The following is a 24516-nucleotide window of genomic DNA, read 5'->3' as shown; positions in this document are numbered from 1 at the left end:
GTTAATTCCCTTTCAATCCATCCAGCACATGACGGCGCAACCCGTTGTCCACTTCGGGTGTTACACCGAACCAGGCCTCAAACCCCGCCTTTGCCTGATGCAGCAGCATGCCGAGGCCATCCACTCCGATATTTCCCTGTCGCCGCGTCCTTTTCAACAGGTCCGTTTCCAGCGGGACATAAACAATATCGCTGACAACTGCCGTCTTTTTCAATCCCCCAAGCGAGATTTCGAGCGGTGGCTGACCGGTCATGCCAAGACTGGTGCAATTGACAAGGATATCCGCCCCCTCCAATAGGGAGGAACGACGATCCCATGGGCCAGCGCGGGCAATGTCACCGATATGCCCCGCGAGAATTTCCGCCCGCGCCTCCGACCGGTTACAGATGATAATTTTCTCAAGGCCGAGATCACTCAACGCGACGGCAATCGCGCGCGACGCACCTCCCGCGCCCAGAATAAGCGCCGTTCCGCCCGAAAGCGTCGTGACGTCCATTTCCTCACCAAGCGAGTCCGTGAAGCCGACCCCGTCTGTATTCCGCCCCGTAAGGGCGCCATCTTCACCCACAACAACTGTATTGACCGCGCCGATGCGTTTTGCGGACGGATCGAGGATATCAACCACCTCAAACGCCGTTTCCTTAAGCGGGATGGTGAGATTTGTGCCGCGAAAAATGCCACCTTCCGCCGCGCAGTCTTCTTTTAACTGCGAAAACGTCTCACGAAGGTCTTCGGGCTTCACTGGCCAGGCACGATAATCCGCATTAAGGCCGTATTTTTCAATCCAGTAGCCATGCAGTCGGGGGGAAAGGGAATGGCTGATCGGCCACCCCATCACACCAGCGATTTTTTTCTTGTCATCCATCATGCAGATATCCCGATTTTATGACCGCGCAAGAAGTCAAGCAATGGCAGGAGTGGCAGCCCGAGAATGGAGAAGAAATCCCCCTCCACCTTCGCAAAAAGATGCGCACCCAACCCTTCGAGCTGATAAGCTCCGACGGAGGAGAGGATATCTTCTCCCGCCCCTGCGAGGTAGCGGTCGAGAAAATCTTCGTCGAAATTGCGCATGGTCAGGCGTGCTTCATCCACATGCCGCCAAAGAACGGCCCCGCCCTTGGCAACGCAGACCGCATTGGCGAGACGATGCGTTTTCCCTCGCAAACTGAGCAAATGCGCCCGCGCATGATCCATATCCACCGGTTTGTCGAACCAGATGTCGTTGCAATCAAGGATCTGGTCTGCGCCAATGACAAACGCTTCCGGTATTTGCCGGGACACGCGGGATGCTTTGAGTTCAGCCAATGCCACTGCCGTGTCTGACGCGGGCGCCTTGGCGCCCCGCATGGCGTGTTTGACCTCATCCTCATCTACATTTGCCGGTAAGATATTAAAACTAAGGCCCGCGCGCTCCAATATCCGGGCGCGAGACATACTCTGCGATGCCAGGACAAGTTCTGGCCCAGAATTCTCCAATTTTTCCCCACTCACAGCATTCTGTCCCTGGTTTCTTCCGTGCGGCGGTTAAAAAGGGTGATGATCTGGGCTGCTGTTTCCTCCACCGAGCGGCGGGAAACATCAATGACCGGCCATCCTTCCCGGGTGCAGAGTTTACGCGCAAAAATCACCTCTTCCTTGATCCGTTCGCGGTCTACATAGTCCGTATCGACCTTCTGGTTGAGGCTAAGCAAGCGGTTCTTGCGGATCTGCGAGAGGCGGTCCGGGCTAGTTGTCAGGCCAACGACCATTGTCCTTTTATTGAGGTTAAAAAGGGACTCCGGCAAGGGTATACTGGGCACGATCGGGATATTCGCCGTCTTATAGCCGCGATGGGCAAGATAGAAGGACGTTGGCGTTTTCGACGTACGCGACACCCCGACAAGAACGATCTGCGCCTCATACAAATCATCCGTCATCTGGCCATCATCATGAGCCATGGTGAAGTTCAAAGCCTCGATCCGGCCGAAATAATTCTTGTCCAGCATATGCTGCCGACCGGGCAGGCGACGAATTTCCTGACCCAGAAAATTGGAGAAGGCCGCCAACACGGGATCCAGCACAGAGACGCAAGGTACGCCGACCCTCTGGCAACCCAGCTCCAGCACATCGCGCATTTCCTTATTGACCAGCGTATAGAGCACGAGCCCCGGTTTTTTTACAATGGATTCAAGGATATCATCCAATTGACGTACAGTCCGTGTTAATGTCCAGACATGCTCGACAGGTGAAATCCCCTCAAACTGAACCAAGGCGGCTTTGGTCATGGATTGCAAGGTTTCCCCGGTTGAATCCGACACCAGATGAAGATGAAATTGATCCATATTGCTGCGTGGCTATCCTGTGAGTAATGTGAATAACAGGGATAACATGGCTATCTGGGAAAACCCAAAATTTTTCTCCCCGCTAGAGCTTTTTTTAGGTGCCTACTTGTCCGTCTGTGGGAAAAGAAAAATCGCGTTATCGAAAAACGGGTATATTTTTGATGTTTGATAAACGAAAATGACTTATCCCCGTTATCCCCGATTTTTATGTGAGCCAAAACTGCCTTTATCACGTAGATATCAACGACTATGTGAAAAACTGGATTTTATCCCCAGAATTTCTATAAAGGGCGGGGATAAAATTTAATCCCCGTTACCCACGGCATACAACAACAACTACTACCTTTTATTTAAATATATTATTTAAAGGGATAAGATTCCGGGAAGGAAGAAGCGTGAAAGTTTCATCAAACAAGCCCCTGCTGAAAAGCCTGTCAGGAGACGTACAAGCAAGACCACCTTTCTGGCTAATGCGTCAGGCAGGACGCTATCTTCCCGAATATCGTGCAACCCGCGCGGATGCAGGTAACTTTCTCGATCTTTGCTATAACCCGAAACTTGCGGAAGAAGTTACATTGCAGCCCCTCCGTCGTTATGGCATGGACGCCGCTATCCTTTTTGCTGATATCCTGCTCATCCCTCATGCACTCGGTCAACCGCTTGCGTACAAGGAAGGCGAGGGACCGGTGCTTGATCCCATCCGTTCAGCCAAAGAGCTTGGCAAGCTGGATGTAACGGCAATTCATAAAACCCTCGATCCTGTTTATGAGACTGTTGGACGTTTGAGCCAGTCAATTCCGAAAGATTGCACGCTTATCGGCTTTGCCGGATCTCCCTGGACTGTGGCAACCTATATGGTTGAAGGTCGGGGATCGAAGGATTATGCCAATATCAAGAACTGGGCCTACAGTGATCCGCAAGGTTTCGGCGCCTTGATGGATATTCTTGTTGAGTCGACAACAGAGTATCTTCTCAAGCAAGTGGCCGCCGGGGCAGAGGTCATCCAGCTTTTTGATACCTGGGCTGGCGTACTACCCGATAATGAATTTAAGAAATGGGCCATAGAGCCGACAAAACGCATTGTGGAGGGTCTGCGTACCCAACATCCGGAATTACCCGTCATTGGCTTTCCCAAGGGCGTGGGCGGTAACATTATCGACTTCGTGAGAGAGACAGGTGTCACCGCGGTCAGCCTTGATACGGGTACACCGCTCGACTGGGCGGCACGCGAAGTTCAATCCTTGGTGCCGGTACAGGGAAACCTCGATCCGATGCTGCTGGTTTCTGGTGGTTCGGCGATGGAAGACCGCATCAATCAAATCCTTGAAACCCTTGGGAAAAAACCTTTTATCTTCAATCTCGGTCACGGGATTGTCCCGCAAACGCCGCCAGAGCATGTTGCCCGGTTGGCCGAAATTGTTCGGGGGGATTAAGGAAAAGCCATGGCAAAAAAAGCGGTTGTCCTGTTCAATCTTGGCGGTCCCGATAAGCCGGAGGCGGTGGAACCTTTCCTGTTCAACCTCTTTTATGATCCGGCGATCATCCGTTTGCCGACACCGCTTCGCTGGTTGGTGGCAAAGCTGATTTCCCGTCGGCGCGCGCCCGTCGCGCAGGAAATTTATGCTTTTCTGGGTGGATCTTCGCCAATCCTTCCCCAAACAGTGGCGCAGGCCGACACCCTCGAAGCCAAGCTCAATGAGGGATCAAGCGATATATATAAGACTTTTATCTGCATGCGCTATTGGCATCCCTTTGCCGACGAAGTTACGCGGGAGGTCAAAGACTGGAACCCGGACGAGGTAATATTGCTACCGCTTTATCCGCAGTTTTCTTCGACAACCAGCGCCTCTTCCCTTAAAGATTGGCAGGAAACGGCCAGCAAGGTGGGTCTTGATGCGCCAACTGGCGGTCTTTGTTGTTATCCGACTGAAAAAGGGCTGATTTCTGCCTATGCGGAGTTGATTGCGCCAAAACTCGCTGAATTAGAGGGTAAACCGTTCCGGTTGCTCTTTTCTGCGCATGGATTGCCGCAAAAGATCGTTGACGAAGGTGATCCGTATCAATGGCAGGTGGAGCAAACGGCGGACAAGGTCGCCCAAAAACTGGGTGCGGAAAATATTGACTGGAAAGTCTGCTACCAAAGCCGTGTCGGGCCGATGAAATGGCTGGAACCCTCGACAGAAACTGAAATCCATCGCGCAGGCGAAGAAGGGATCAGTCTCGTGATCGTTCCCATCGCTTTTGTGTCAGAGCATTCGGAAACCCTGGTCGAGTTGGATATCGAATATGCCAAACTTGCCAAGAAAGTTGGGGTTGACGAATATCTCCGGGTAAATACGGTCGGGGTTCATACGGATTTTATTGATGGTTTGGCCGGAATGGTAAAACGCGTGTCAGGCCCGGGTATTGGCAGTGAAAGTGGTGCCCGGATATGTCCCTCCGGATTTAAAGATTGTTTGATGCTGGCGTCATGACGCATAATCCCGTAAATAGCGGATGTGATTGACGGTTTATCAAGAGGGGCCGACCTTGGACGACATTCTGGCTGATATTTACCCGTGGGTGAAATCCCTGCATATCATCTCGGTCATTGCCTGGATGGCGGGGATGTTTTATCTGCCGCGCCTTTTTGTCTATCATGCGGATGCGGCGCCGGGATCTGAGATGTCGGAAACTTTCAAGATCATGGAACGGCGGCTTTTGCGCGGGATTATCAATCCGGCGATGATATTTACGTTCATTTTTGGCAGTTTACTGTTGTTCACGCCCGGCATTGTTGACTGGAGTGAGCCCTGGATATGGCTCAAGCTAACTCTTGTCTTTCTGATGGCCGGTTTTCACGGAAATTTGTCAAAATGGCGAAAAGAGTTTGAGAGGGATGAGAATACTCGCCCCGCGAAATTCTACCGTCTCGTCAATGAGATACCGACCGTTCTGGTAATCGGGATTGTGATTTTGGTGGTTGTTAAACCTTTCTGACGACCGCCGAATTTCGCATATTTCATTTGACTAATTCCGATAAAACTGGCAATAGAGGCTTAACTTCACTGGACAATCTCTGTTCCACGGTCTCATTGCATTACGAATACATAAGCAATTTTCATAAGACCCAACCTCATCGGTTTCCGACATTCTCGTCATATTCTGATCCTTTAATCCCTTTATCTTCCATATACAGCGTAGTAAAATAGATGAATCTTCAAGAGCTTAAGAAAAAATCCCCAGCAGAAATCCTTGAACTGGCGGAAACGCGTGAAATTGAAAACGCCTCCACCCTGCGTAAGCAGGAACAGCTTTTCGCCATTCTTAAATATGAGGCCGAAAATGGCGCCGAAATTACCGGCGGCGGGGTGCTTGAAATTTTGCAGGATGGATCTCGGTTTCTTGCGCTCACCCGATGCGAACTATCTCGCCGGACCGGATGATATCTATGTCAGCCCAAGCCAGATACGACGTTTTTCACTTCGAACAGGCGATACGGTGGAAGGGCAGATTAGAAGCCCGAAAGATGGCGAACGTTATTTCGCCCTCCTCAAAGTGCAGAAGATTAATTTCGAAGATCCCGAAAAAGCCCGTCACAAGATCAATTTCGATAACCTGACCCCGCTTTATCCAGATGAGCGTATCAAACTGGAAACCCCTGATCCCACTGATAACAATATCAATTCCGCCCGCGTGATCGACCTCGTCTCACCGCAGGGCAAGGGCCAGCGCGCCTTGATCGTGGCGCCGCCGCGGACTGGTAAAACTGTTCTGTTGCAGAATATTGCCAATTCCATCACCACCAACAATCCGGAAGTTTATCTCATCGTTCTTCTCATCGACGAACGGCCCGAGGAAGTGACGGATATGAAGCGCTCCGTAAACGGCGAAGTGGTGAGTTCCACCTTTGATGAGCCAGCCTCGCGCCACGTACAGGTTGCCGAAATGGTGATTGAAAAGGCGAAGCGCCTGGTTGAGCATAAACGCGATGTCGTGATCCTGCTCGATAGTATCACGCGTCTCGCACGCGCCTATAACACGGTTGTGCCATCAAGTGGTAAAGTCTTGACTGGTGGTGTAGATGCCAATGCCCTGCAGCGCCCAAAACGTTTCTTCGGTGCCGCCCGTAATATCGAGGAGGGGGGATCGCTGACCATCGTCGCCACCGCCCTGATCGAGACTGGTTCACGCATGGACGAAGTTATTTTCGAGGAATTCAAGGGCACGGGTAACTCTGAAATTATCCTTGATCGGAAACTTTCCGACAAGCGCGTCTTCCCGGCCATCGATATCACCAAATCCGGTACGCGTAAGGAAGAGCTGCTGGTTGATAAGGCCACCTTGCAGAAAATGTGGGTTCTCCGCCGTATTCTCAACCCGATGGGCACGACAGACGCCATGGAATTCCTGCTCGATAAACTTAAATCCAGCAAGACCAATGACGACTTCTTCGATTCCATGAATACGTAATAAAATCATACTGTTACATTAAAAAAGGCGCCCGATTGAGGCGCCTTTTTTGTTGGGAAGTAAAATGGATCAGACGGTGAAGACGGTTGATCCTGTTGTTCTGCGTCCTTCAAGGTCTTCATGGGCCTTGCGGGCCTCGCTCAAGGGATAGGTCTGGCCGATATTGACCTTGATTGCGCCGCTGCCGACCAGTTTCATCATGTCGCCTGCAGATTTTTCAAGTTCCGGGCGGGTCGCGTTATAGGTCATCAGCGAGGGGCGCGTGACATAGAGGGAGCCTTTTGCGCCTAAAATACCCAGATCAACACCAGTAACCGGCCCCGACGAATTCCCGAAGGAGACCATCAGGCCGCGCGGGGACAGACAATCGAGGGATTTTTCGAAGGTATCCTTGCCAATGGAATCGTAAACCACGGGAACGCCTTTGCCGTCGGTGATTTCCATGACTTTTTCATGAAAATCTTCTTCCCGGTACAAAATTGTATGGGTGCAGCCATGGGCCTTGGCGAGTTCCGCTTTTTCTTCCGATCCGACTGTGCCGATGATGGTCGCGCCGATATGCTTCGCCCATTGACAGGCAAAGAGACCAACACCGCCCGCCGCCGCGTGAAACAGGATCGTATCGCCTTGTTTCACGTGAAACGTTCGCTGCAGTAGATATTCCGTTGTCATCCCCTGGAGCATCATCGCCGCGGCCGTCTGATCATCAATACTATCGGGCAGGACAATCAGGTTATCAACGGGCATAATCCGTTCTTCTGAATAGGCCCCGATCGGCCGACCCGCATAGGCCACACGATCCCCAACCTTGAAATTTGTAACTCCGTCGCCCAGCTCCTCAATCACGCCGGCAGCTTCCATTCCTGTCGTAATGGGGAGAGGGGCGGGATAAAGACCCGTGCGGAAATATACATCTATGAAATTAAGGCCAACAGCTGTATGACGGACGCGTGCCTCTCCAGGACCTGGACTACCAACGGTCACATCCTCCCATTTCATGGTTTCCGGACCGCCATGTTCATGCTGTACGATTGCTTTTGTCATTTTCTTGTCCTTTATCTATCGCGCCCGCGAATTTCTATTATATATCAAGCGATTGTTGCTCAGTTGGCAAGGCTTTTTCGAGCCGAAGCAACGCTTCCTTCGTGTCCAGACCTCCATCACCGGAATATCCGCCCATCTTGCCACCCGCTGCCAATATCCGGTGGCAGGGAATGATAATAGGGATGGGGTTCGCGCCACAGGCAGTCCCCACCGGCTGCGCCGCGGATTTCAGGATTTTGGCGATGTCCCCATAGCTTTTGGTTTCCCCCGCCGGGATTTTCAGCATCTCTGCCCAGACTTTTTTCTGGAATTCTGTACCCGGTGGATCAAGCGGGAGATCGAAATCGCCAATTTCCCCATCAAAATAGAGATTTAGCTGCGCCACAGCCTTTTCAAGTAGCGGTGTTGTGCGTTGCCATTCTGTTGGCACCCATCCCCAATCGAGTGAGATGATCTTCCCGTCTTCCTCGGTCACGGTGAGATCTCCAATAGGGCTATGCAAACTAAGTTGCGCCATGCGCGGTGGTCTCCTTCAAAAGGGCGGCAAAGGCAGCAACATTATTTGCTGGTGGAGAGCAAGTTGGCCCGGTGCAGAGATAAACAGTTGGCTTCCCGTCGAGTTTCCCTTTTCCCTTTGCCGGGTGGTCGAAGGGTAGGTTTTCCGTATCTTCCAGTATATTCACAACTTTGGAGGGGAGGCTAATATCCTTTAAAACATTAATTATATCAATAACTTCCGCATCACTCCGACGGCCAACAATAACCACTTGTCGAGCGTTGACCAGCGTCTCAAAATTATTGAGAAGGGTCGCGAGCGGGAAGAAATTGCGGGCGAGCTCGACCGAGAAACAGCGCAAGAGATTGGTCGCCTTCTCGAATGGCTCCCGCGCACCGGAGAGTAAATGCAGCTTCGCCAGAACTTCCAGCATCGTGCCATTGCCGGAGGGCACTGCATTATCCTGCGCATTCTTGCTCCGGACGATTAATGCCTCTGCGTCATCCGCCGTATAGAAATATCCGCCACCTTTCTCGTCCCAGAAATGCTCATTCAGGATTTCTGTCCATTGTTCGGCGCGCTCCAGATAGAAGGCTTTGCCAGTGATCTCACGGAGGGTGAGCGCCGCGCGCGCCATATTGGCATAATCATCCAGCAGGCCCGTATGCATCGCCCGTCCAAGTCGGTAACTATGGTAAAGCCGACCATTTGGTTCCATGGAATGAGTTGTGAGGGCGACGAAGGCGCGCTCCGCCGCATCAATCCAGTGCACCTCCTCAAAATATTGTCCCGCGCGGGCGAGGGCGGCAATCATCAGGCCGTTCCAGTCGGTCAGGACTTTATCATCCAGCCCCGGACGGATGCGGTTTTCACGATGGTCGAATAACGCCTGGCGCCATGGCGCCATTGTCGCTTCGGTTTCCTCATCCAGCCGTTCCGGATATTTTAACCGATTGATAATATTAGTATTTTCCCAATTCCCTTCAGGAAGAATGCCATAAACTTCATTGAAATGCGGCGCATGTTCCCCGAGAATCTCATCAATTTCCGTCTTTGACCAGGTATAGAATTTTCCCTCAACGCCTTCTGAATCGGCATCGATTGTCGCCGCAAAGCCGCCTTCCTCCGTCACCATCTCACGGAGCAACCATCCTACGGTCTCGCGGATACGCTCCTCAAACAGCTCTGATTTTGTTTCATGGTGAACGGTCAGGAGTAGATCAAGAATTTGCGCATTATCATAGAGCATCTTCTCGAAATGCGGTGCGAGCCACTCTGCATCAGTGGAATAGCGCGCGAAACCTCCGCCCAGATGATCATATATCCCGCCTTGCGACATGCCGGTGAGCGCCTTTATCACGGCTTCGGAGAGTGCCGCATTGCCTGTGCGGAGATAGCTCCGCCAGATATTTTCCAATACATAGGTTTGGGGGAATTTGGGCGCCGATCCGATTCCGCCATGAACCGGGTCCGCTTCGTCAGCATATCGGGCGGCAATCCGCTCCAGCACCTCTAATGTGAGCTTAGGCCGCTCTCCCTCTTGCGTGTCATTGAGGCTCTTAAGCGCCGTTTTTAGCGCATCGCGGTTCTTGGTGACTTTCTCCGGCTCATTCTTGAAGATGTCCGAAACTGTCTGTAGAACATTGCGAAAGCCGGGCCGGCCATATGAGTTCTCAGGTGGAAAATATGTCCCGCCCCAGAAAGGCTCTCCATTGGAATTGAGGAACATGGTGAGAGGCCAGCCGCCTTGTTCACCCAAAAGAGCGAGGGCACTTTGGTAGATTTGGTCGATATCCGGCCGTTCTTCGCGATCCACCTTGATATTGATAAACAAATCATTCATCAGCGCGGCGGTTTCCTCATTCTCGAAACTCTCATGGGCCATTACATGGCACCAATGACAGGCCGCGTAACCAACACTGAGCAGGATTGGTTTCCCCTCTTTTTTGGCGAGCGCGAGCGTTTCCGCGCTCCAGGGCTGCCAATGCACGGGATTGTCTTTATGCTGAAGCAGATAGGGACTGGTCTCAAACTTCAGTAAATTTTTCATCTATAATCCTGTTCTTGGCCCCCAATTCCGGTATATAGGAGGCTATTGTCGTTTGTTGTAGCAGAGCAACCACCGCCGGATCAATGAGGAGTAAGCCGCTCATGAAGATAACTGTTGATATTGACTGTACGCCGCAGGAAGCAAGATCTTTTCTCGGGCTTCCCGAAGTTGAGAAAATGCAGGAGGCGGTGATGAAAGAGCTTCAGGCGAAGATGCTCGAAAATATCGCCAATCTCGATCCGGAAAATATGATGAAAACCTGGTTACCCGCGGGTGTACAAGGGTTGGAGCAGATGCAAAAGATGTTCTGGTCTCAATTTAACAACGGTGATAATGGCAGTAAATAGCCGCGCCATTCTGGATTGGTTACTTCGATGAGTTTTTCCGAAACGATCTTCGCGCTCGCCAGCGGGAGAGGGCGTGCCGGTGTGGCGGTGGTGCGGATCTCCGGTCCCGGCTCTGTTGACGCGCTGGAGACGTTGAGCGGGAAATCTCGGCCAGAACCACGCCGCGCTGTCCTTTGTCCTCTCTTCAGGATGATTGATAAATCTCTTATAGATCAGTCACTTGCTATATTATTTCCGGGCCCAAACAGTTTCACTGGTGAGGATGTTGTGGAGCTGCATTTACATGGGGGCCCGGCTATCCTGACCGCGCTGTTTGAGGAACTATCAGGATTTCCAAATTTCCGCCCCGCGGAGCCTGGTGAGTTTACTCGTCGCGCATTCGAGCATGGAAAGATGGACTTGACTGAGGCAGAGGGGCTCGGCGATCTTGTGAATGCCGAGACGGACGCGCAGGCCCGACAAGCCCTTCGTCAGATGCAGGGGGAACTCGGGCGGCTCTATGATGGCTGGCGGGAGCAATTGATTGGGGCGCTTGCGCATCTGGAGGCTGACATTGATTTCCCGGATGAAGATTTGCCTGACGGGGTTGCGACAGCAATAGCGCCGAAAATAGTGGCTTTGCGAGGGGAAATTGAAACGCATCTTGCCGATGGGCATCGGGGAGAAAAAATTCGGGAGGGACTGGATGTTGTCATTCTCGGTGAACCGAATGTCGGAAAATCCAGTCTTCTTAACTTACTCGCCCGCCGGGACGCGGCGATTGTTTCTGATGAAGCGGGAACGACCCGTGATATTATTGAAGTACCTATGGATCTTGCGGGTTTTCCTGTAACCATCGCGGATACAGCGGGATTGCGGGAATCCGATAGTATGATTGAGCGAGAGGGTGTTAGACGGGCAAGAGAACGGGCAAAAGCAGCAGATATACGCCTTTTCATGACAACGGCTGATGCGCCTGAAATTCCTGCGGAGTTTGCAGATCTGTTTCAGAAGACTGATTATCGTTTGATAAATAAGACGGACCTCGCGGAGAATAGGGCTATATCAGACTCGGCCTGCCATGTTTTCTCCCTCTCCGTGAAAATGGGGCAGGGAATCGATGATTTAATCTCCGCATTGGAGGCGGATATAATAAACCGCCTCGATCTCTCTGGCGCGCCCGCACTCACACGGCTCCGTCATCGTCAAGCATTGGAAGAATGTGTCTCTGCTCTTAACCGATTTGAATCGGCGCGGGAGCCTGAGCTAGCGGCCGAAGATGCACGGCTTGCCGTCCGGGCCTTGGGTCGGATTACCGGCCGGGTAGATGTCGAAGACATCCTCGATGTTATCTTCGGTGATTTTTGCATCGGAAAATAGGGAACTGAAGAGATGTTTCACGTGAAACATTGACCAAAATGCCATTTACGATGTTTCACGTGAAACATTTCGAAATCGCGATACTTTCCCTGCTTGTCTTAAACCAGGCAACTCTATATGTAGGGTGACTTATTCATTAGGGTCTGACTATGAGCAAATATGATGTGATTGTCATTGGCGGGGGGCATGCGGGCTGCGAGGCGGCGGCGGCTTCTGCGCGTCTTGGGGCGGCCACTCTCCTGATCACGCACAAACTCGAGACCATTGGCGAAATGTCCTGTAATCCTGCCATCGGCGGGTTGGGCAAGGGCCATCTGGTGCGAGAGATTGACGCGTTGGATGGGGTGATGGGGCGGGTTGCCGATGCGGCCGGTATTCAATTCCGTCTTCTTAATCGCCGAAAAGGTCCCGCAGTAAGAGGCCCGCGCGCGCAATCCGATCGGAAACTCTATCGGGAGGCTATGCAGGCGGCCCTTCATAATCAACAGAATCTGACTATTCATGCGACCTCGGTCGAGGATTTGATTGTTAATAATGGATGCGTTTCCGGAGTAATCACAGCAGACGGAAAGGAAATTCCAGCCGGTAACGTGATTCTGACCACCGGGACGTTTCTCCGTGGCCTTATCCATATGGGAGAAGCAAAAATCCCGGCGGGCCGAATTGGCGATGCACCGTCGAACGGCTTATCTATCACGCTTGAGCGCGCTGGCTTTGAACTCGGGCGTCTTAAAACCGGTACACCCGCCCGGTTGGACGGGAAAACAATTAATTGGTCCGTGTTGGAGGAACAAGCCGGGGATGATGTGCCTGTGCCTTTTTCCTTTCTTACCAAAGAAATTTCAACACCGCAGGTCAATTGTCATATTACGGGCACCAGCGAGGAAACCCACCGGATTATCCGTGACAACCTGCATCGCGCCCCGATGTATTCGGGCCAGATAGAAGGGACGGGGCCGCGTTACTGTCCCTCCATTGAGGATAAAGTCGTCCGTTTCGCGGATAAATCAAGCCATCAGATTTTTCTGGAGCCCGAAGGGCTTGATGACGATACGATTTACCCGAATGGCATTTCGACATCATTGCCTGAGGATGTTCAAATGGCGTTTCTCCGCTCCATTCCGGGATTGGAGAAAGTCGAATGGTATCGTCCCGGCTACGCCATTGAATATGATTTTGTTGATCCGCGCGAATTAAAGCCAACATTGGAGACGCGCCGCCTGAAGAACCTTTTTCTTGCCGGACAGATAAACGGCACAACGGGATATGAAGAGGCAGCAGCCCAAGGCCTGATGGCAGGCCTCAATGCTGCGCGGCAGGCCGGCGGTGGAACGGACTTCATTCTCGATCGCGCCGATGCCTATATTGGTGTGATGATCGATGACCTGGTCACGCGCGGGACGAAAGAACCGTATCGCATGTTTACATCTCGTGCGGAATACCGGTTGATTTTGCGCGCGGATAATGCGGATCAACGTTTGACCGGCATAGGGATGGAGGTCGGATGTGTTGGATCCGAGCGAGCTGGTCAATTTACAGAAAAACGAGAGGATCTCAGGACAGCGCGGGCCCTATTTGATGATCTTAACCTCACACCCAACGAAGCGCGTAAATACGGGCTCAATGTGAATCAGGATGGGGTGCGCCGTTCCGCGCGTGATTTGTTGGCCTATCCGGACATTGGGGTTGAGGATATTTCCCGCATTTGGCCAGAAGTTTCGGAGATCAAGGCGGATATTTTGGAACAACTTGCCATTGACGCTCAGTATAGCGGCTATTTGGAACGACAAAAATCTGATATTCAGGATTTTCGCAAAGATGAATCTCTTCAGTTTCCTGACTCGCTGCGCTTTGAACAGGTGGCGGGTCTCTCGAATGAAGTTCGGCAGAAACTTTCTGATGTCAGGCCAACAACCCTCGGGCAGGCGGCGCGTATTTCAGGGGTAACTCCGGCGGCACTTACGGCACTTTTGTCTCACGTTAAGCGCGGCGCGCATCGCCATCATGGCTGATCAAACAAAGGCTCTTGAATCAGGCGGATTTCAGAATGTCAGCAATGTTTCACGTGAAACATTGGACAAGTTGATTATTTATGGCGGCTTGCTTGAAAAATGGCAAAAGGCGATCAATCTCGTTGGAAAATCTACTCTCAAGGATCTTTGGCGCCGGCACATGCTGGATAGTTATCAACTTCTCGATCTGGCGTCGAAAAAAAGTGGAAGCTGGATTGATCTAGGGAGCGGGGCAGGCTTTCCGGCCTTGGTAGTGGCAATTTGTAGTGAGTTCGATGTGCACGCCATTGAAAGCGATCAACGCAAATGCCTGTTCATGAGCAATGTTTCACGTGAAACATCGGCCAATCTTACCCTTCATCGCGGTCGGATTGAAGAGATTTCGGCCTTTTCGGCCGATGTAATTTCGGCCCGGGCGTTGGCGCCCCTCGATAAATTGCTCGATCTTGCGGCACCCTTTGCTCATAAGGAAACAGAATTTCTCTTTTTAAAGGGACAAGATGTAGATGAGGAATTGACCAAAGCCTCTAAATGTTGGATTATGGACGTCGAAAAACGTTGTAGTTTAACAAGTGAAGACGGTCACATCCTGAAAATTACGGGATTACGCCGCCGATCATCGTCAAGAGAGGCAGAAAATCATGAGTAAGGATGTTGCAGGTCTTCGAAATTCGGCAACGGCGCGTATTCTGGCCATTGCAAACCAAAAAGGCGGTGTCGGCAAAACCACCACAACTATCAATCTGGCAACGGCCCTTGCCGCAATTGGGCAACGCGTCCTGATTATTGATATCGATCCGCAGGGAAATGCCAGCACGGGATTCGGAATCGGCCGGGAAGACCGGGAACACAATGTTTACGGCGTTCTGATGGGAACAACGCTGATCCAGACGGCTATCCATAAGACAAATATCCCCCAGCTTGACCTGGTGCCCTCCACCGCCGATCTTTCCGGCGCGGAATTGGAGCTGATTGAGCTTCCGCGTCGAAGCCATCGCCTTTATGACGCGGTGTCTGAAGTCCGCGGCGACTATGATTATATCCTGATTGACTGTCCGCCATCGCTAAACCTGTTGACACTCAACGCCATGGTGGCCGTCCATGCGGTGGTCGTGCCGCTACAGTGCGAGTTTTTCGCTCTTGAAGGACTCAGCATGCTGATAAAAACGATTGAGCGGGTGCGTCTGACTCTCAATCCGGCGCTGGAGATCCAGGGTGTTGTTTTGACCATGTTCGATAAGCGGAATAATCTTTCCCTGCAGGTCGCACAGGATGTTCGGGATTTCCTCGGCGAAAAGGTTTACCGGACTGTAATCCCTCGCAACGTACGGATTTCGGAAGCGCCCAGCCATGGCAAGCCCGTGCTGATCTATGATCATCGCTGTGCCGGAAGTCAGGCCTATATCCGCCTTGCCAGTGAAGTGATCCGGCGGGAACGCCATCTGAACGCAGCCTGACGGGCTGGAATGTGAATAAGTGATGTCTGACGATAATTCAAAAAAGAAACTGGGGCGGGGATTGTCCGCCCTTCTTGGCGATGATGCCGCCACGGATTATGCCGATCTGGATAAAGTCCGCTCGGCCAAGGAAGTTCCGGTGGAGCAACTCCGTGCGAACAAGTATCAGCCGCGTCTCGACTGGGATCTGGAGGCGCTCGAGAGCCTGTCTGCCTCTATCGCGGAAAAGGGGGTTCTACAACCTATTCTAGTGCGACGAAATCCTGGCAGCTATAGCGAATATGAAATTGTTGCGGGCGAGCGGCGTTGGCGCGCGGCGCAGCAGGCACAGCTTCACACGGTGCCGGTCATCATCAAGGAGCTGACCGACGCGGAATCGATGGAAATCGCGCTGATCGAGAATATTCAGCGTGAAGATCTCTCCTCAATCGAGGAAGCGGAAGCCTATAAGCGGTTGATGGGTGAATTTGACCATACCCAGGAAAGTCTGTCGCAGCATGTTGGCAAAAGCCGGACACATGTCGCAAATATGATGCGCCTTCTAACCCTGCCCGCGTCGGTTCAGACGATGGTGAGGAGGGAAGCCTCTCCGCCGGTGCGGCGCGTACATTGATTAATCATGACAATGCGGAGAAGCTGGCGAAAAAGATCGTCGCAGAAGGATTAAGTGTAAGAGCCGCAGAAAAGCTGGCAAAAAGGGGCGATCAGGAGCCGCGCACAGAGACAAAAAGCGCTCGTGTCCCCAAGGCGGCCAAGGTTGAGAAGAGCCCGGATGTACGGGAACTTGAAGACGATCTTACAAATGCAATCGGCATGGCGGTGGAGATTGATCATTTCGCCGACGGTCGCGGCACGGTGACCATTAATTACGGAAATCTCGACCAGCTTGACGATGCGTGCCGGCGTTTGACCCGTGAACCCCTTCCGACGCTCAATGAAAGCAAGGAGGAAGACCCCATCGAAGAAGGGGATGACCTCCGCGATGAGTTCGCGGCCTTTAAAAAAGACGCCGAAGCCGATGTAAACGCGGCGGAAGATGCCTCCGAAGAGACTACGGCTGAAGAAACGGACGAAATAGAAGACGCCGGTTCCGAATATGATTACGACGATGAAATCAAGGACGCTCTTGGCGACGCATTGAAAGAATAATTCAATTTAAAATTGTTCCGAAAGCGATTGATCGTCAATATATTCCATATGACTGCAGGAAACCACAGCGATGATAAGGGCGGGCCGCTATCTTCCGGCTGGCATGCATTGGTCTGTGAGCTTTTGGTGGAAGAAATTTCGAAAAGCCAGGCGTTCTGGTGCGATGTTTTAGGATTTCGTGTCGCATATGAGCGTGAATCCGAAAAATTCGTATATCTTGAACGACAGCTTAAAGATGGCCGCGGAGCACAGGTTATGCTGTGTCAGCGCTCTAGCCGTTGGGAAACAGGGCCAATGACACCCCCTTTGGGTCAAGGGGTGATGTTTCAGATCTGCGTTGACGATATTTCTAGTCTTCAGGATGCTCTTGCGTGCGCAAATTGGCCAATACATAGCTCGCTTCGTGACATTTGGCGAACCGTTGGTGACAGGGAACAGGGCCAACGTGAAATATTTGTTCTCGACCCTGATGGTTACCTTTTAATGCTCTATCAGGCACTTGGTGAGAGACCGGCCCAAAATTAGAAGTAAAACCAGGTAGTTATCTCAAAAAAATTAGTGCGGCTGAATGCGAAAGTGCTCTACCATATAGTCGATAAAGACGCGGACCTTGGGGGAGAGATTTCTTTTGTCGGAATAGACGGCAAAAATGTCCGTTGGGTCTTCCTCATAGTCGGGGAGGAGGGTGATTAGATTACCTGAGGCAATATCCGCCTCAACAAGGTAAGACGAAAGCTGCGCGATACCAAGCCCGGCAAGAGTCGCATGATAAACGGCATCGGCACTGTTGGCATTGAAATTGCCGCTCGCGGCATAAGTCCAGGTCTCATCTCCGCGTTTAAAATGCCAGTCATTCCAATGAGATACCGTAGAAATCCTGAGGCAATTATGGTTTTTAAGGTCTGCGGGGGACTTGGGCGTTCCATGGGCGGCGATGTAGGAAGGTGCGGCGCAGAGGAGACGTTTACTACTCCCAAGCTTGCAGGCAACCAGGGACGTATCGGTGATTTGCTCCGGAAAGCGGATGGCGAGATCAAATTCAGAATCAGAAAGATCTATATGCCGGTCGGTAAGTTCCAATTCCACCTTTAAGGCGGGGTAACTGGCGGTAAAGGCTGGCATAAGTGGCATCAGACGCGCTTTTCCGAAGGCAACCGTCGCAGCAATTCGCAAATTCCCCTGCGGACGGCCGCTAAATGACTGCGCCAATTCCTCGGCGCGATGCACTTCCGCGGAAATTTGTGCGCAGCGTTCGTAAAAGCTGCGCCCCTCCAACGTGGTGGTGACATGCCGGGTTGAACGGTTGAGAAGCCGCACGCCGAGCTTATCCTCAAGCTGGCTGATCTGCTTGCTCACCGCGGACGGTGTGAGGCCAAGGCTGCGGGCCGTAGCAGAAAAGCTGCCGTGATCCACCACATTGGCGAACAGGATCATCTGACTGGCAATATCCATGGGCTATTCTCTATCTATTCCTCTCAGGCACAGCAGCTATGACCAAAGTCGGCCTTTTCAAATACCGCAATGCAACATATGTATTGCAGTGCAGCATAAATATGGCTGCAGACGATTTCTTTCGCAAGAGTAAAAGAGGAAATTTCGATGAATGATTTGTTTCAAGGCAAAACGGACGGAAATATCACACTTGCGGACATCAACAGCGGCATTCGGGAGGCACGACGGCTTAGAAGTGAAGAAGTTCACCGGCTGTCTGGAGTTGCCATGATGTGGGTCCGCAAAGAAATTCACCAGTTTGCGCAAGCGAGCAAACACGCCGGTGTATGGATAATCCGTAAAATGGAGACCATGACGGAACGGCATCAGCAAACCAGGGTGCATTATGACTAACCCTGTAAAAGCGGCACTATTACAGCCCCAACACGGCATTCTCACCCCGATTTACCGGGAACTACGCCCAATGGAGCATTATATGCTGCAGGATCACCTGATCCGCCTAAGCCCGGAAACCAGGGCGTGGCGTTTTGGTGGGCCCGTTTCTGAGCGGATAATTGTCAATTACGCCCGCAATGAAGGGCAACCAATGCCAATTATCTGCGGTGCCTTTATCGGAGATACACTTCGTGGGGTGGTGGAACTCCGGTTTGATCGGGATAAGCCACGCCATACGGCCGAATTGGCCATTAGTGTCGAAGACGACTGGCAGGATATTGGTATCGGCACGCGCCTGATGGCGCTCGCGTTACGGTGTGCTCGGGACAACGGGATTGCCCGGCTTGAGGTGAATTTTCTGCCTCATAATGCGGCCATGCGCCGCCTTGCCTGGAAATTTGGTGCAAGTTTCTCCCACCAGACGGGTCTAACAAAGGGTATTTTCTCTCTGTCAGGCCGAAACTTTGCGGATGTTGCCGGGTCCAAGCGACCGCAATAGTTTGCTCTGGTGACCCCGCCCGCCGCTCAACCTGTCAGCCCTTAATATAGGGTGGACTTTTGGCGGGCGGGGAGCTCTGCATCATATGCCTTGGCGTCGAAGTCGGGTTTGGCAGCCTTCGTCATCTGACCGGCCGTCGGCACGTCTTTTTTGTCAATTTGTGCGGCCGGATCCCAGAGTTTCGAGCGTTTCAGTGCCCGCGCGCACTGGAAATAGACAGCGTCTATCTCAACCAGAACAACCGACCGTGGCGTCGTGGCGCCAACCTTCAAGCTTTGAATTAATTGAGGTTCCGTTGTTATGACGGCGTGTCCGTTGATGCGCAAGCATTCCTCAATCCCCGGGATCAGGAAGAGAAGCGCGACGCGCGGATCATGGACAATATTGCGCAATGTATCGATGCGGTTATTGCCGCGCCGGTCCGGAATGGCGATATGCCGGTCATCCAGAACGTGAAAAAGCTGGCCCACTGCGTCGCCGCGCGGCGAACAATCAAGCCCGTCCGGCCCGCAGCTTGCCAAAGCAAAGAACGGCGATTTCTCGATCCATTGCCGGTATTCCGGTGTGAGCGACGGTGTCTCCTTCGCAAGTGAAATGGGATTAACGGCGTCATAAAGCGCCTCTAACGCCTCAATTGACGTAATTTCATGCGAATCCGGCATTGTCGTATATTCCAAAATCAAATTTTCAATAGCTCTGCTAACTCACACATGTCCTTAAATACTCTCGCCCCGGTGGCGGCGAGGTCGGCACCGTTGTGATGGGGGGCGAAGCCATAGCAGGGGATGTCGGCGCGGGCGGCGCCGGTCGAGCCGAGGACGCTATCCTCAATCACCACGGCACGGGCGGGTCCCACCTTGAAGGCAGCGAGTGCCGCCTGAAACAGCGCCGGATCGGGTTTCGAGGTTTTGAGCGTATGGGCGGAGAACATCGCCCCCTCAAATCGCGGGAGAAGGCCGGTCTGGCCGAGGGTAATAGCCATTTTTTCCTCACTCCCGTTGGAGGCAACGCAAAAGGGAAGGCGGATCGCATCGAGACGGTCCAGTATGTCGTGGATTCCCGCCATGGCGGGCACGCCTTGCTTCAACGCAGCAAATTCTTCGGCGTAGACTTCCTTTATCCACCCCTCCGGGAGCGAGGCGCCAAGCTTTTTGCTTCCTTTTCCACATTCACCATGCTCCACCCGGTGAATAGGGCCGTGCATTCCTCAGCGGAGAGGGAAAGGCCATGGCGAGTGAGATTTTCAGCAAGGACAGCGTTGGATGTGGGTTCCGTATCCACCAGGACGCCGTCGCAATCGAAAATAATCAGATCAGGGCGCGCCATGACTCGTTATCTCCTCCGGTTGGCCATGGCGATGCGCATAAGCGCCCGGCGGCAGATCGCTTCATCCGGATAACCTGTTGATTTGCATTTAATTTCCGCATCAAGCGTGATGTCGAGGCAGGTCGCGAAATGCGCACTCGACTTGCCGCCAATCTCCGCCGCCGCCTTTTTCTGATTGAAAAACGGAATGCCCGCCTTGCGGATCGCATCCTCTGCGCGGGCCCCGGCATCGCGGATTGCGGCGGCCTTGTGCAGCTGTTTCAGCTGGTTCTGGATCATGCGAAGAAAGCCGATGGGGCTTTCCCCCGCAGAAAAGGCCTTGTTGAGGTATTTCTCCAGTCCGTTCAGATCGCCCAGCAAGGTCGCATCAATCACATCGAAGATACTTTGCGCGCTGGAATCACCGATATTGGCCCGCACATCGGCAAGGGTCATCGGATCTGTCCGCCCGCGCATATACAGCACCAGTTTTTCAAGCTCTCCCCGGGAAATTGCCCGGTCCCCGCCGAGATTTTCGCGCAAATACTCGATGACATCCCGCGACGGAGTGAGGTTCGCCGCGCCCAATACCTCGTTGATAAGGCTAAGGATATCCTGCGACTTGTCATGAAAACAGGGCGTCACGGCACCATTCGGCGCCTTGCTGATCATTTTAACGAGGGCACTGTCTTTACGAATGTCTCCCGCCTCGATCACCAGTACGCTGTCGGTGAGGTCCAGTTCCAACACAGGCTCGATATAGCCTTTGGCGTTGTTATTCGCGCTACGCAGGCGGACAACGCGTTCCCCGCCCATCATGGAGATGGCCGTCACCTCATCCAACAGCCGCGCAGGGTCCGAGCTGAGATCGCTGGCCTCCATCTCTATATAGCGGAACGGATCATCGAGGCTTTCAACGATACTCACGCAAATCGCGCGGGAAAGCTCTCGCACAAGGCCCTCATCGGGCCCAAACAGGAGAAAAATGCGGTATTTCGGGTCGCGGGACTTGAGAAAGGCGGGAATTTGGTTGCTTTTCAGCTCCACCGGATCATCGCCCTGCGAAGAAGACGGAAAGCTGTTGATTGATCTGTTCGGCGGCGACCAGGGCGGCGCGCTTTTCCGCGTTATTCGCGGCGGCGAGGTTGGCAAATTCCGACTGCACCACGTTGTAGGAGGCAATATTTTGTGTTGAGCCGGAGTAAATTGCCTCTTTCCCGGTGGCATCGGTCAGGCGAAATTTGCTGTTGAGCGTCAGGTTATAGCGGGTCTTGGTGTCGTCATTCTGGATGGCGAGGCCCTCGGACAGAACCTCGATAACGACGGCAAGGCGATAGGTTGGCGTTCTCGGAATGCCGCCCGGATTGGCAAGATCAAGTAATTCATTGCGAAGGATCTGGCCCGTCCGTCCGCCGATCGGCTCCACATAGATTTGAGCGAGCTTTTCCTGTACCCCGGCGTTTCGCGTCGCGCTGCCATAGAGCGGCTGAAAACCGCAGGCAGCCGCGAGGCTCATAATGAGGAATACAAGACTGACTCTAAATAACGACATTGACGATCCGGTTCGGTACAACGATGACTTTGCGAATGGTATTTTCGCCAATTGCATTCTGGACTGATTTTTGCGCGAGCGCAATTTCTTCCACTTTTGCCGCGTCCTCATCGAGTGCCACCTCTATGGTGCCGCGCAGCTTGCCTTTTACCTGCACAGCCATGGTAATCTGATCCTCTTTGATAAGCGCTGGATCAGCTTGCGGCCAGCGCGTCTCCACCAACATGGTGTCATGATCCAATGTCTGCCAGAGTTCCTCTGCAAGGTGAGGCATCATCGGCGCGACGAGCTGGACCATGATCTCCATACTCTCGCGCAGAGCCCACTTTCCGCTGGCATCTTCTTCGAATTTATAATCGCTCAGGGCCTTCATAAACTCATAAATACGCGCGATGGCATTGTTGAAATGCAAATTCTCGATATTGTCCGTGACCTGTGCCACCGTTTTATGCGCGGCCTTGCGGAGCTTGATCGCTTCTTCGGAAAATTTTTCAGGCATTGCCGTGCCGGAGGCGGCAGCCATTTCCTGATTTTCGAGGATATAACGATGGAGACGCTGGACGAAGCGCCAGGCACCGGTTGCGCCCGCATCGGTCCATTCCATGTCGCGATCAGGCGGGCTGTCGGAGAGGACATACCAACGCGCGGCATCGGCGCCGAATTTTTCGATAATCGCGCCGGGATCAACAACATTTTTCTTCGATTTCGACATCTTCTCGACGCCGCCAACGGTGACGGCGTTGCCGGTTGAGAGTTCGATCAGTTCCCCGGCGTCATTATGATCCACCTCATCGGGCAGCAGCCATTCGCCGGTCGTGGATTTATAGGTCTCATGGGTCACCATGCCCTGCGTGAACAGCCCGGCAAAGGGTTCCTCCACATCGGACCAGCCGGTTTGCATCATCGCGCGTGAATAAAAGCGAGAATAGAGCAAATGCAGGATCGCATGTTCGATCCCGCCGATATACTGATCAACGGGCAGCCAGTAGTCGACTTTCTCGCGCTCCACCGGCTGATCGGCGCGCGGGGAACAGAAGCGTGCGAAATACCATGATGAATCCACGAAGGTATCCATTGTGTCCGTCTCGCGCGTTGCCTCACCGCCGCATTCCGGGCAATCGACATGCTTCCACGTCGGATGATGGTCGAGCGGATTGCCCGGCTTATCAAATGTCACGTCATCAGGGAGCTTAACAGGGAGATTTTCTTCAGCTTCGGCCACTGTGCCGCATTTAGCGCAATGGATCATCGGGATAGGGCAGCCCCAGTAGCGCTGCCGCGAGAGGCCCCAGTCACGCAGCCGGTAATTGATCTTTTCCGTGCCTTTGTCCATTTCCTCAAGTCGGCGGATAATCTCAGACTTTGCGGCCTCAACCTCCATGCCGTTCAGGAAATCGGAATTGATGATTTTTCCGGGGCCGGTATACGCCTCGTCACCAATTTCCGGGTCCGCACCGTCCTGCGCCACAACAGGAGTGACCTCCAGGCCGTATTTTCGCGCGAAATCAAGGTCGCGCTGATCATGGGCAGGACAGCCGAAAATTGCGCCGGTGCCATAATCCATCAGGACGAAGTTGGCGACATAAATAGGCAGTGTTTTGCCGGAAATAAAAGGGTGGGCGACTTCAAGGCCCGTGTTGACGCCCCGCTTTTCCGCCTTTTCAATGGCTTCTTCGCTGGTGCCCATCTGATGGCATTCGGCGACGAAGGCGGCAATCTCGGGGTTGTCTTTCGCCAGCCGCTGGGTCAGCGGATGATCGGCGGACACCGCCATGAAACTCGCGCCGAACAGGGTGTCGGGGCGCGTTGTATAGATATTGAGCGGGTCATCCTCGCCAATGATATCAAACGCGATATGTGCGCCCTGTGAGCGACCGATCCAGTTCTGCTGCATCAGGCGGACGCGGTCAGGCCAGCGGTCGAGTGTGTCGAGGGCAGTTAAGAGCTCCTCGCTATAGTCGGAAATGCGGAACATCCATTGATCCAGTTTCCGTTTCTCGACCACGGCGCCGGAACGCCAGCCCTTGCCGTCGATCACCTGCTCATTGGCGAGCACGGTCATATCGATAGGATCCCAGTTGACCCAGGTTTCTTTGCGGTAGACGAGGCCTTTCTTGAAGAAATCAAGGAAGAGCTTTTGCTGATGCCCGTAATAACCCGGATGGCAGGTCGCGATTTCCTTGCTCCAGTCGAGGGAAAGGCCCATGCCCTTCAACTCGTCGCGCATATGGGCGATATTGGCGTAAGTCCAGTCGGCGGGATGGACGCCCTTGTCGCGGGCGGCGTTCTCGGCGGGCAGGCCGAAGGCATCCCAACCCATGGGATGAAGCACGTTAAAGCCTTGCGCCGTTTTGTAACGCGCGACGACGTCGCCCATGGTGTAATTGCGGACATGGCCGATATGAATGCGCCCCGACGGATAGGGAAACATCTCCAGCACGTAGTATTTGGGCTTGGCCGGATCGGCCTCTACCTCGAAACTTTTATGCTCGGCCCAGCTGGCCTGCCATTTGGCTTCTACTTCTTTCGCATTATAGCGGGACATAGGCTGTTTCCCGTTCCATCCTGATCTTAAGTGTCTAAAAG

General features: G+C 53.0%; 25 protein-coding genes and 2 pseudogenes. 14 read left to right on the top strand and 13 right to left on the bottom strand.

Translation table 11 applies throughout. The features are described 5' to 3' along the window. Position 1: 1 nt before the first annotated feature. The 3 genes from AC0L73_RS09805 to AC0L73_RS09795 are packed head-to-tail and all read right to left on the bottom strand — an operon-like array spanning position 2 to position 2321. Entirely contained in the window at positions 2-868 is an 867-nt protein-coding gene (locus tag AC0L73_RS09805) for a shikimate dehydrogenase (protein ID WP_227948397.1), read from the bottom strand. Further along, positions 865-1491: a Maf family protein gene (locus AC0L73_RS09800; protein WP_473653646.1), complete on the bottom strand. Its 627-nt coding sequence runs from the start codon at positions 1489-1491 to the stop codon at positions 865-867. Before AC0L73_RS09800 ends, AC0L73_RS09805 begins: the two co-directional genes overlap by 4 nt. After that, on the bottom strand, positions 1488-2321 hold the full coding sequence (locus AC0L73_RS09795; protein ID WP_227948399.1) for a pyruvate, water dikinase regulatory protein: 834 nt from the start codon (positions 2319-2321) through the stop codon (positions 1488-1490). Before AC0L73_RS09795 ends, AC0L73_RS09800 begins: the two co-directional genes overlap by 4 nt. A gap of 395 nt (positions 2322-2716) precedes the next feature. Here AC0L73_RS09795 and hemE point away from each other — a divergent pair, with 395 nt between their 5' ends. The 4 genes and pseudogenes from hemE to rho all read left to right on the top strand — a co-directional run bounded on the left by hemE (position 2717) and on the right by rho (position 6773). Further along, a complete protein-coding gene (gene hemE, locus AC0L73_RS09790) occupies positions 2717-3754 on the top strand; it encodes a uroporphyrinogen decarboxylase (protein WP_473653645.1) in 1038 nt (345 codons plus the stop codon). 9 nt (positions 3755-3763) lie between these two features. Continuing rightward, entirely contained in the window at positions 3764-4795 is a 1032-nt protein-coding gene (gene hemH, locus AC0L73_RS09785; protein WP_473653644.1) for a ferrochelatase, read from the top strand. A gap of 28 nt (positions 4796-4823) precedes the next feature. After that, positions 4824-5300 (top strand): protoporphyrinogen oxidase HemJ, encoded by a 477-nt coding sequence (hemJ, locus tag AC0L73_RS09780; protein ID WP_227948402.1) that lies wholly within the window; start codon positions 4824-4826, stop codon positions 5298-5300. A gap of 212 nt (positions 5301-5512) precedes the next feature. Then, positions 5513-6773: pseudogene (gene rho / locus AC0L73_RS09775) on the top strand (transcription termination factor Rho). Between the two features lie 69 nt (positions 6774-6842). On the opposite strand, the gene AC0L73_RS09770 reads toward rho, so the two are convergent. From AC0L73_RS09770 to AC0L73_RS09760, 3 genes are read right to left on the bottom strand one after another with little or no spacing between them, the layout of a single operon-like run. Continuing rightward, a complete protein-coding gene (locus AC0L73_RS09770; RefSeq protein WP_227948404.1) occupies positions 6843-7817 on the bottom strand; it encodes a quinone oxidoreductase family protein in 975 nt (324 codons plus the stop codon). 37 nt (positions 7818-7854) lie between these two features. Continuing rightward, complete coding sequence (locus AC0L73_RS09765) at positions 7855-8334, bottom strand: methylated-DNA--[protein]-cysteine S-methyltransferase (protein ID WP_227948405.1); 480 nt, start codon at positions 8332-8334, stop codon at positions 7855-7857. Further along, positions 8321-10363, bottom strand: coding sequence for a thioredoxin domain-containing protein (locus tag AC0L73_RS09760; protein WP_227948406.1), 2043 nt, complete (start codon positions 10361-10363; stop codon positions 8321-8323). Before AC0L73_RS09760 ends, AC0L73_RS09765 begins: the two co-directional genes overlap by 14 nt. Before the next feature lie 101 nt (positions 10364-10464). Here AC0L73_RS09760 and AC0L73_RS09755 point away from each other — a divergent pair, with 101 nt between their 5' ends. The 8 genes and pseudogenes from AC0L73_RS09755 to AC0L73_RS09720 all read left to right on the top strand — a co-directional run bounded on the left by AC0L73_RS09755 (position 10465) and on the right by AC0L73_RS09720 (position 17212). After that, on the top strand, positions 10465-10710 hold the full coding sequence (locus AC0L73_RS09755; protein WP_227948407.1) for a DUF6489 family protein: 246 nt from the start codon (positions 10465-10467) through the stop codon (positions 10708-10710). A 27-nt stretch (positions 10711-10737) separates the two neighbouring features. Then, complete coding sequence (gene mnmE / locus AC0L73_RS09750; protein WP_473653643.1) at positions 10738-12069, top strand: tRNA uridine-5-carboxymethylaminomethyl(34) synthesis GTPase MnmE; 1332 nt, start codon at positions 10738-10740, stop codon at positions 12067-12069. A gap of 149 nt (positions 12070-12218) precedes the next feature. Beyond that, on the top strand, positions 12219-14081 hold the full coding sequence (gene mnmG, locus AC0L73_RS09745) for a tRNA uridine-5-carboxymethylaminomethyl(34) synthesis enzyme MnmG (RefSeq protein WP_473653642.1): 1863 nt from the start codon (positions 12219-12221) through the stop codon (positions 14079-14081). Next, on the top strand, positions 14074-14730 hold the full coding sequence (rsmG, locus tag AC0L73_RS09740; RefSeq protein WP_473653641.1) for a 16S rRNA (guanine(527)-N(7))-methyltransferase RsmG: 657 nt from the start codon (positions 14074-14076) through the stop codon (positions 14728-14730). Before mnmG ends, rsmG begins: the two co-directional genes overlap by 8 nt. Next, positions 14723-15538 carry a ParA family protein gene (locus AC0L73_RS09735; protein WP_227948411.1) on the top strand — a complete coding sequence of 272 codons (816 nt, stop codon included), beginning with the start codon at positions 14723-14725 and terminating at the stop codon, positions 15536-15538. Before rsmG ends, AC0L73_RS09735 begins: the two co-directional genes overlap by 8 nt. A gap of 22 nt (positions 15539-15560) precedes the next feature. Continuing rightward, positions 15561-16177, top strand: a pseudogene (locus AC0L73_RS09730) (ParB/RepB/Spo0J family partition protein); the annotation flags it as partial. A 174-nt stretch (positions 16178-16351) separates the two neighbouring features. Further along, positions 16352-16687: a hypothetical protein gene (locus tag AC0L73_RS09725; RefSeq protein WP_473655436.1), complete on the top strand. Its 336-nt coding sequence runs from the start codon at positions 16352-16354 to the stop codon at positions 16685-16687. Between the two features lie 48 nt (positions 16688-16735). Next, on the top strand, positions 16736-17212 hold the full coding sequence (locus AC0L73_RS09720) for a VOC family protein (RefSeq protein WP_473653640.1): 477 nt from the start codon (positions 16736-16738) through the stop codon (positions 17210-17212). Between the two features lie 30 nt (positions 17213-17242). Here the strand turns inward: AC0L73_RS09720 and AC0L73_RS09715 are convergent, their stop codons facing one another. Then, complete coding sequence (locus tag AC0L73_RS09715) at positions 17243-18139, bottom strand: LysR family transcriptional regulator (RefSeq protein ID WP_473653639.1); 897 nt, start codon at positions 18137-18139, stop codon at positions 17243-17245. Positions 18140-18286: 147 nt separating this feature from the next. Here AC0L73_RS09715 and AC0L73_RS09710 point away from each other — a divergent pair, with 147 nt between their 5' ends. Next, positions 18287-18532 (top strand): hypothetical protein, encoded by a 246-nt coding sequence (locus AC0L73_RS09710; RefSeq protein ID WP_473653638.1) that lies wholly within the window; start codon positions 18287-18289, stop codon positions 18530-18532. Continuing rightward, the gene (locus AC0L73_RS09705) at positions 18525-19073 is read left to right on the top strand and encodes a GNAT family N-acetyltransferase (RefSeq protein ID WP_473653637.1); all 549 of its coding nucleotides are present in this window, start codon (positions 18525-18527) and stop codon (positions 19071-19073) included. Before AC0L73_RS09710 ends, AC0L73_RS09705 begins: the two co-directional genes overlap by 8 nt. A 41-nt stretch (positions 19074-19114) precedes the next feature. On the opposite strand, the gene AC0L73_RS09700 is transcribed toward AC0L73_RS09705, so the two are convergent. Genes AC0L73_RS09700 through leuS form a run of 6 tightly spaced genes read right to left on the bottom strand, consistent with a single transcriptional unit; the run spans position 19115 to position 24475 of the window. Further along, complete coding sequence (locus AC0L73_RS09700) at positions 19115-19735, bottom strand: pyridoxamine 5'-phosphate oxidase family protein (protein WP_473653636.1); 621 nt, start codon at positions 19733-19735, stop codon at positions 19115-19117. A gap of 17 nt (positions 19736-19752) precedes the next feature. Next, positions 19753-20277, bottom strand: a complete 525-nt coding sequence (locus AC0L73_RS09695; protein ID WP_473653635.1) for an HAD-IA family hydrolase — start codon at positions 20275-20277, stop codon at positions 19753-19755. Then, entirely contained in the window at positions 20190-20399 is a 210-nt protein-coding gene (locus tag AC0L73_RS09690) for a hypothetical protein (protein WP_473653634.1), read from the bottom strand. Before AC0L73_RS09690 ends, AC0L73_RS09695 begins: the two co-directional genes overlap by 88 nt. Positions 20400-20405: 6 nt before the next feature. Next, positions 20406-21425, bottom strand: coding sequence for a DNA polymerase III subunit delta (holA, locus tag AC0L73_RS09685; RefSeq protein WP_473653633.1), 1020 nt, complete (start codon positions 21423-21425; stop codon positions 20406-20408). Between the two features lie 4 nt (positions 21426-21429). Then, positions 21430-21930, bottom strand: a complete 501-nt coding sequence (gene lptE / locus AC0L73_RS09680; protein WP_473653632.1) for an LPS assembly lipoprotein LptE — start codon at positions 21928-21930, stop codon at positions 21430-21432. Beyond that, entirely contained in the window at positions 21917-24475 is a 2559-nt protein-coding gene (gene leuS, locus AC0L73_RS09675; protein ID WP_473653631.1) for a leucine--tRNA ligase, read from the bottom strand. Before leuS ends, lptE begins: the two co-directional genes overlap by 14 nt. Positions 24476-24516 lie beyond the last annotated feature (41 nt).

This window comes from Sneathiella sp. D3-11 (assembly GCF_055809395.1).
Note: the sequence above shows the minus strand (reverse complement) of the source record. Positions and strands in the feature narration are given on the sequence as shown.